Origin of the sequence: Mesorhizobium sp. M1A.F.Ca.ET.072.01.1.1, assembly GCF_004023325.1 — a bacterium.
GTDB lineage: Bacteria > Pseudomonadota > Alphaproteobacteria > Rhizobiales > Rhizobiaceae > Mesorhizobium.
In genome coordinates this window covers 1-6,154 of the sequence record NZ_RZSF01000365.1, presented here as the reverse complement: position 1 = coordinate 6,154, position 6,154 = coordinate 1, and the positions used below count along the sequence as shown (strand labels likewise).

Below are 6,154 nucleotides of genomic sequence, written 5' to 3'. Positions count from 1 at the left end.
AAGAAGGACAGTCCCGAAGCGGTCGCCCAGAAGACGATCAAGCTGTTTCGCGAAGCCGTGCCTGTGGCGGTGCCCGGCATTGCCTTCCTGTCGGGCGGCCAGGACGACGAGGAAGCGACGGCCAACCTTAACGCCATCAATGTCATCGGCCCGCATCCGTGGAAGCTCTCCTTCTCCTACGGCCGCGCCCTGCAGGCGGCCGCGCAGAAGGCCTGGAGCGGCAAGGCGTCGAACGTCGCCGCCGGCCAGGCTGCCTTCATCCATCGTGCCCACATGAATCATCTGGCGGCGCTCGGACAATGGCAGCCGGCGCTGGAAAAGGCCGCCTGATAGCAATGCATGTCGCCAGAAGTGTGCAGCGGTTCTGGGGCAACGACATGCATCAACAACGGCTTGAAGCGCGTCGACGCGCTTTGAGCTTTCCCTAAAGCGCTGAAACCCGGTCCAAGGCCCGGCCAGGCCAAGGCCCGGGTTTTGTTTCTGCCGGCCGCACTCTTGGCTGGGCATGGAAACAGCGACGGCCCTGTCGGGTCGCGCCGATGTCGAACGTCCGTGCCAGGAAAGGACTTGAGATGGCCATGCAGCGCGACGAAACCGGCGACATCTTCCTCACCTTCATCTCGCGCGCCCGCGGCGGCGATGGCTGATCGGCGCCTGTCACTAGCTCGACCTGACGCCGAAGGGCCGCAACGAGACCGGCCTCTTTCACGGCTTGACCGACTGGGGTGCGGCTCCACGACGAATACCAGGTCAAGGCAGGGACCGCTCAGACTGCTGCGAGTGACTGGCCTCGTTCGCCGGAAGCGCCGCCCTTCGCAGGCCGTCCCCACCTGATATCGACGTGCCTCAAGCCCAATGACCAAGCACGGCCGCCAGCGAGATTGCGGCCATTGCAAGCAGCGCCAGCTTCCAGAAATCGCTGCGGCGCTTCAGCCCCGGCCAGCCGAGCGGCTTGATGATTTGGATGAGCATGATGCCGATGATGACAAGGGCGAGCAGTTTCGTCATGCCGCCTTTGACCAGCATCTTCGGCGGCTGTCAAAGCGGTTCTTGGCGCTTTCGCCACCGCATCGCTCCTGACAAACAAAGGGGCGCCCTGGGACCGCGCTGATCGTTCTGGCGCCGGCTTCGGCTACCTCACACCCCTGCTGACAGACTGCTGTCAGCAGGGGTGTGAGATACTCCTCTTGTCAAAAAGAGGAGCTCGGTCATGAACGGTTTTACCATCCTGCGTAGCGTGCAGCACTATGTCGGCAAGATCCGCACCGTGCGGAACGAGATCCGGACCCAGCGTTTCCTGAACACTTTGCCGGCGGACATTCGCAAGGACATCGGTTGGCCGGACCTTTATAACGGCCGCGTGCGTGAGAACTGAAATTTTTCGGCGCATGACTTGGATAGCGGCCATGCCGCGCCCAGATGTAATGTCGGTTGAAACGCTGGGTTTCAGGAAAGACGCCGTTGTCCGGTGGTGGAGTGGCTGCAGCCTCCTGACACTATGTTGTCAGGAGGCTTGCGTTATTGAAGCAGCCTCGAACCTGCGGGAACCGGTTTTGGGACCGCGGCATGCGTAGAACCGAAGCCAAGGGGTCAAACGATGCGCCGCGCCGACAGGCTTTTCCAGATCGTGCAGCATCTGCGCGGAGGCAGACTGGTCACCGCGCAGAAGCTCGGGACGTGGCTCGAGGTGTCCGAGCGGACCATCTACCGCGATATAGCCGACTTGCAGTCGACCGGGGTGCCGATCGACGGCGAGGCGGGTGTCGGCTACATGATGAGGGAGGGTTTCGACCTTCCGCCGCTGATGTTCACGCGTGACGAGATCGTGGCGCTGGTTGCCGGCGCCCGCATGGTGCGCGCCTTTGGCGGCGCGGCGATGGCAAGGGCCGCCGACGAGGCGCTGGTCAAGATCGGTGCGGTGCTGCCCGACACGGAAAAGGACCGCATCGCCCGCACCGAGATCCACACGCCGATGTGGGTGGTGAGCGATGCCGCGCGCGAGGCGATCGACCTCATCGAGCGCGCCATCGAGAAGCGACAGGTGCTCACCATCGACTACTCGGACGAAGCCGGGCGCGGCACGGCGCGCGACATTCGGCCGCTGGGCCTCTGGTTCTGGGGCAAGGTCTGGACCCTGGTGGCCTGGTGCGAGATGCGCGACGATTTTCGCGCCTTCCGCATCGACCGCATCGCTTCGGTGGTGATTGCCGGGCGTATCTACAAGCCGGAGCGCGGCAAGCAGCTCGCCGACTTCTATCGCGCCGTGGAACGCAGCGAGGATTACGGCATGGCGGCCGACCGAGCGGCGCGGACCTGACCTCCCCAGGCACCGCCGACAAAAAAGCCCGCGCGAAGCGGGCTTCAGATTGCTGACAAACCCCTGGCGTTTGCCGGGGGTTTTTGATTCACTGGGTCATGTTGAAGCGACCCGCTCCTGAACAGACCGCGCTTGAGATGGTGACGTTGGATCAGCTGGTTCCGGCCGATCATCTGTTGCGCAAGATCGATCGATCGATCGACTTCTCGTTCATCCACGATCTGACGGCGCCATTGTACTGCGCCGACAATGGCCGCCCGCCGCTGGACCCGACCTTGATATTCAAGGCGCTGTTCATCGGCTACCTGTTCGGGGTGCGCTCGGAGCGGCAATTGGTGCGCGAGATCGAGGTCAATGTCGCCTACCGCTGGGTTCCTGCGGCTGAAGCTGACCGACAAGGTGTTCGACGCCTCGACGCTGTCGCAGAACCGTCGGCGGCGCTACCAGGACGAGGCGATCGCGCAGGCGATCTTCGACCGCATCGTGGAGCAGGCGATCCTTGCGGGGCTGGTGGATGGGACGGTGCTGTATACCGACAGCACGCACCTGAAGGCCAACGCCAACAAGGGCAAATACGACCTGGCCATGGTCGCCAAGTCGCGTGCCGACTACTGGGGCGAGCTCGACCGCGCCATCGAGACGGAACGGGCGCTGCACGGCCAAAAGCCGCTGAAGCAGAAGGAGCGCAAGCCGCCGGTCAAGCAGACCAAGGTATCGCGCGCCGATCCGGAGGCCGGCTACATGGTGCGCGAGGGCAAGCCGAAGGGCTTCTTCTATCTCGATCACCGCACGGTGGACGGTCGTTGCGGCATCATCACCGACACCTTCGCCACGCCGGCCAACATGCATGACTCGATCGTCTATCTTGGCCGGCTCGACCGCCAGGTGGAGCGCTTCGGCTTCGTTGTGGCGGCGGCGGGGCTGGATGCCGGCTATGCCACGCCAGGCATCGCCAAGGGGCTGGAGGACAGGAACATCCGGGGCGTCATCGGCTATCGCAACCCGACCCCGCCAAGGCCCGGCAAGATGAGGAAGAGCGCCTTCGTCCATGAACCGGATCGGGACGGCTATCGTTGTCCGCAGGGCCAGTTGCTCACCTACGCCAGCACCGATCGCGGCGGCTATCGTCATTACAGAAGCGATCCGGCCATCTGCCGCGACTGTCCGCTGCTGGCCTCCTGCACCTCAAACGCCAAGGCCGAGCGCACCATCACACGCCATGTCTGGCAGGATCAACGCGAGCGCGTCGATGCCAACCGGCTCACGGCTTGGGGCAAGGCCATCTACCGGCGTCGCAAGGAGACGGTCGAGCGATCCTTCGCCGATGCCAAGCAGCTGTTCGGCCATCGCTACGCCCGCTTCCGAGGGCGAACCCGCGTCGCCTGCCAGTGCCTGATCGCAGCCGCCGCCCAGAACATGAAAAAGATCGCAATCAGCCTCTGGCCAAAGCCCAAACCGGTCCTCGCCTGAGGCCAAATCTGCGTCGGCGGCCTCCTGACATCCGCTCCCGCCACCAATTTCCCAAGCGCAATCAATCTGCAAAACAAAACCCCGCCGAAAATCGACGGGGTTCGTCAGCAGTCTGAAGCCCGCGCGAAGCGGGCTTTTTTGTCGGGCTGGGAGACCTTACTCCTCTTCCCCGTCTTCTTTCTTGTCCTTCGACTTCAGCGCCGAAAGCTTGGCGAACACGGCATTGGCGTCGAGCTCCTGATCCTCGTCCTTCGGCTTCTCCGGAGCCGGCGTCAGCCTTTCGGTCAGCGCCGCCGGCAGCAGCGTGTCGCCGGCGACCGGCTGTGCCTGCTCGCGGCCTCGCGAGGCGCGGTTGACTTCCATGTCGAGGTCGATCTGCGAGGTCAGGCCCAGCGTCACCGGATCCATCGGCTGCAGATTGGCCGAGTTCCAATGCCGGCGCTCCCGAATCTGCTCGATCGTCGACTTGGTCGTGCCGACCAGCCGCGCGATCTGCGCGTCCTTGAGCTCGGGATGATTGCGTACCAGCCAGAGGATGGCGTTCGGCCGGTCCTGGCGCTTCGACAGCGGCGTGTAGCGCGGGCCCTTGCGCTTCGATTCCGGCACCCGCACCTTGGGGTCCGAGAGTTTCAGCCGACGGTTCGGATCCTTCTCGCCGCGCGCGATCTCGTCGCGGGTGAGCTGGCCGGTCATGATCGGGTCCATGCCCTTGATGCCCTGCGCCGACTCGCCGTCCGCGATCGCCTTGACCTCCAGCGGATGCAGCCCGCAGAACTGCGCGATCTGCTCGAAGGAGAGCGCGGTGTTGTCGACCAGCCAGACGGCGGTGGCCTTGGGCATCAGCAGCGTATTGGCCATATCAAAAATCCTTCTCGTTCGCCCGCGTTCCCGCGCGGGCGGTGGTTTTAGAGCCACCAAAATGGGAAATTCGCGGCCTGTATAAACGCTCCGTCACGATTTCGCAATGTTTTTGGGAAGGGAGCAGCCGGGACCCAAAAAGACAAAACCCGCTGGACGGAGTCCAGCGGGTTCGGAACCGGAGACGAGCAAGCGTCTGCGACGGCTCTGGCTTCGAGACTGCGGCCCGGCCTTGCGGCCGGTCGCGCTTCAAATCAAAGAGCCTGGCGGGCGATACGCTCGATATCGGCGCGGTTGATGCCGAGGTCGTTCAGCTGGCGGGCGTTCAGCTTGTTCAGCTCACGCACGGTCTCATTGTAGAGGCGCCAGTTGCGGAAAGCGCGGATCGGGTTCATTTCAGTCCTCCATTCATGGGATCAGTTGTTCGATGCCGCGTAAATAGGCACCCTTGCCTACGAATTGAACGGACTCTTTTGCATGGCGGCAATGCATTTTGTGCATTGCAGCATTAGGCCTTTGTTCAGTCTCTCGCCAGGGATCCGAGCGCCCAGGATGCGTCGAGGATTCAGGTCAGGCCAAGCCCAAAACGGTTGGTCCGCAAACCGGAGCGGAACGTACTTAAAGTACGTGAGCAGCGGAAGCGCAGGACACAAATTGCTTGCAGGCCGGCCTCACCTATATCGGGCGCATCCTAGCCGACGTCGAGGACGATCTTGCCGATATGCTCGCCCTCCTCCATCCGCTCATGCGCCCGCCAGGCCTCCGTCAGCGGGAAGATCATGTCCATGACCGGAGCGACCTTGCGGGTGCCGAGCAGCGGCCAGACCTGAGCCTCGAGCGCCGCCGCGATGGCTGCCTTGAATTCGACAGTGCGCGGCCGAAGCGTCGAGCCGGTATGGACAAGGCGTTTGACCATGAGCTTTGCGAAGTCGGTGCTGGCGACCGCACCGGCCTGTACGGCGATCTGGACGATGCGTCCTTCGACCGCCGCCGCATCGTAGTTGCGCGCCACATAGTCGCCGCCCACCATGTCGAGGATGACGTCGGCGCCCCGGCCGCCGGTTGCGTCCTTGACCTCGGCAACGAAGTCCTGCTGGCGATAATTGATCGCCCGGTCGGCGCCGAGCCTAAGACAGGCCTCGCACTTCTCCTTGCTGCCGGCGGTGGTGATGACATAGGCACCAAATGCCGAGGCGAGCTGTATGGCCGTCGTGCCGATGCCGGACGAGCCGCCATGGACAAGCACCGTCTCGCCTTTCTTCAGCCCGCCGCGCTCGAACACGTTGTGCCAGACGGTGAAGTAGTTCTCCGGCACGGCCGCGGCCTCGGAATAGGTAAAGCCCGCCGGGATCGGCAGCACGCTGCCGGCGTGGACCTTGACATATTCGGCATAGCCGCCGCCCGGCGTCAGCGCGCAGACCCGGTCGCCGGTGCGCCAGCGCGATATCTCGTCACCGAGCGCCGCGATCTCACCGGCCGCCTCGAGCCCGGTCAGGTCCGAGGCGGCGG

At 63.9% G+C, this 6,154-nt stretch carries 8 protein-coding genes; 4 read left to right on the top strand and 4 right to left on the bottom strand.

Annotated elements, in window-relative coordinates:
- Window positions 1-330 (top strand): class I fructose-bisphosphate aldolase (locus EOA32_RS31705; RefSeq protein WP_128373819.1); only part of this gene is annotated, 330 nt, incomplete at its 5' end.
- A 516-nt stretch (window positions 331-846) separates the two neighbouring features.
- Here the strand turns inward: EOA32_RS31705 and EOA32_RS31695 are convergent.
- Window positions 847-1,026: a hypothetical protein gene (locus EOA32_RS31695; RefSeq protein WP_067002035.1), complete on the bottom strand. Its 180-nt coding sequence runs from the start codon at window positions 1,024-1,026 to the stop codon at window positions 847-849.
- Between the two features lie 184 nt (window positions 1,027-1,210).
- Here EOA32_RS31695 and EOA32_RS31690 point away from each other — a divergent pair, with 184 nt between their 5' ends.
- From EOA32_RS31690 to EOA32_RS31680, 3 genes are all read left to right on the top strand, one after another.
- Window positions 1,211-1,375 (top strand): hypothetical protein, encoded by a 165-nt coding sequence (locus EOA32_RS31690; protein WP_082953649.1) that lies wholly within the window; start codon window positions 1,211-1,213, stop codon window positions 1,373-1,375.
- Between the two features lie 222 nt (window positions 1,376-1,597).
- Window positions 1,598-2,317, top strand: a complete 720-nt coding sequence (locus EOA32_RS31685) for a YafY family protein (RefSeq protein WP_128373818.1) — start codon at window positions 1,598-1,600, stop codon at window positions 2,315-2,317.
- A gap of 98 nt (window positions 2,318-2,415) precedes the next feature.
- Window positions 2,416-3,787 (top strand): IS1182 family transposase gene (locus EOA32_RS31680; protein ID WP_128373817.1). Its coding sequence is split into 2 segments (ribosomal slippage): window positions 2,416-2,688 and window positions 2,690-3,787, totalling 1,371 coding nucleotides; the frame shifts between segments, so codons are not numbered across the junction.
- Between the two features lie 156 nt (window positions 3,788-3,943).
- On the opposite strand, the gene EOA32_RS31675 is transcribed toward EOA32_RS31680, so the two are convergent.
- From EOA32_RS31675 to EOA32_RS31665, 3 genes are all read right to left on the bottom strand, one after another.
- On the bottom strand, window positions 3,944-4,645 hold the full coding sequence (locus tag EOA32_RS31675) for a DUF1013 domain-containing protein (protein ID WP_095778148.1): 702 nt from the start codon (window positions 4,643-4,645) through the stop codon (window positions 3,944-3,946).
- Between the two features lie 254 nt (window positions 4,646-4,899).
- On the bottom strand, window positions 4,900-5,040 hold the full coding sequence (locus tag EOA32_RS31670; RefSeq protein WP_095778147.1) for a DUF1127 domain-containing protein: 141 nt from the start codon (window positions 5,038-5,040) through the stop codon (window positions 4,900-4,902).
- Between the two features lie 296 nt (window positions 5,041-5,336).
- Window positions 5,337-6,154: NAD(P)H-quinone oxidoreductase (locus EOA32_RS31665; RefSeq protein WP_145971414.1), on the bottom strand; the 818-nt coding region annotated here is incomplete at its 5' end.

What these genes read in the sequence shown, in the direction of transcription:
- EOA32_RS31670 (WP_095778147.1), bottom strand. Translation starts at nt 5,040, where the DNA reads ATGAACCCGATCCGCGCTTTCCGCAACTGGCGCCTCTACAATGAGACC.
- EOA32_RS31685 (WP_128373818.1), top strand. Translation starts at nt 1,598, where the DNA reads ATGCGCCGCGCCGACAGGCTTTTCCAGATCGTGCAGCATCTGCGCGGA.
- EOA32_RS31690 (WP_082953649.1), top strand. Translation starts at nt 1,211, where the DNA reads ATGAACGGTTTTACCATCCTGCGTAGCGTGCAGCACTATGTCGGCAAG.
- EOA32_RS31695 (WP_067002035.1), bottom strand. Translation starts at nt 1,026, where the DNA reads ATGCTGGTCAAAGGCGGCATGACGAAACTGCTCGCCCTTGTCATCATC.
- EOA32_RS31675 (WP_095778148.1), bottom strand. Translation starts at nt 4,645, where the DNA reads ATGGCCAATACGCTGCTGATGCCCAAGGCCACCGCCGTCTGGCTGGTC.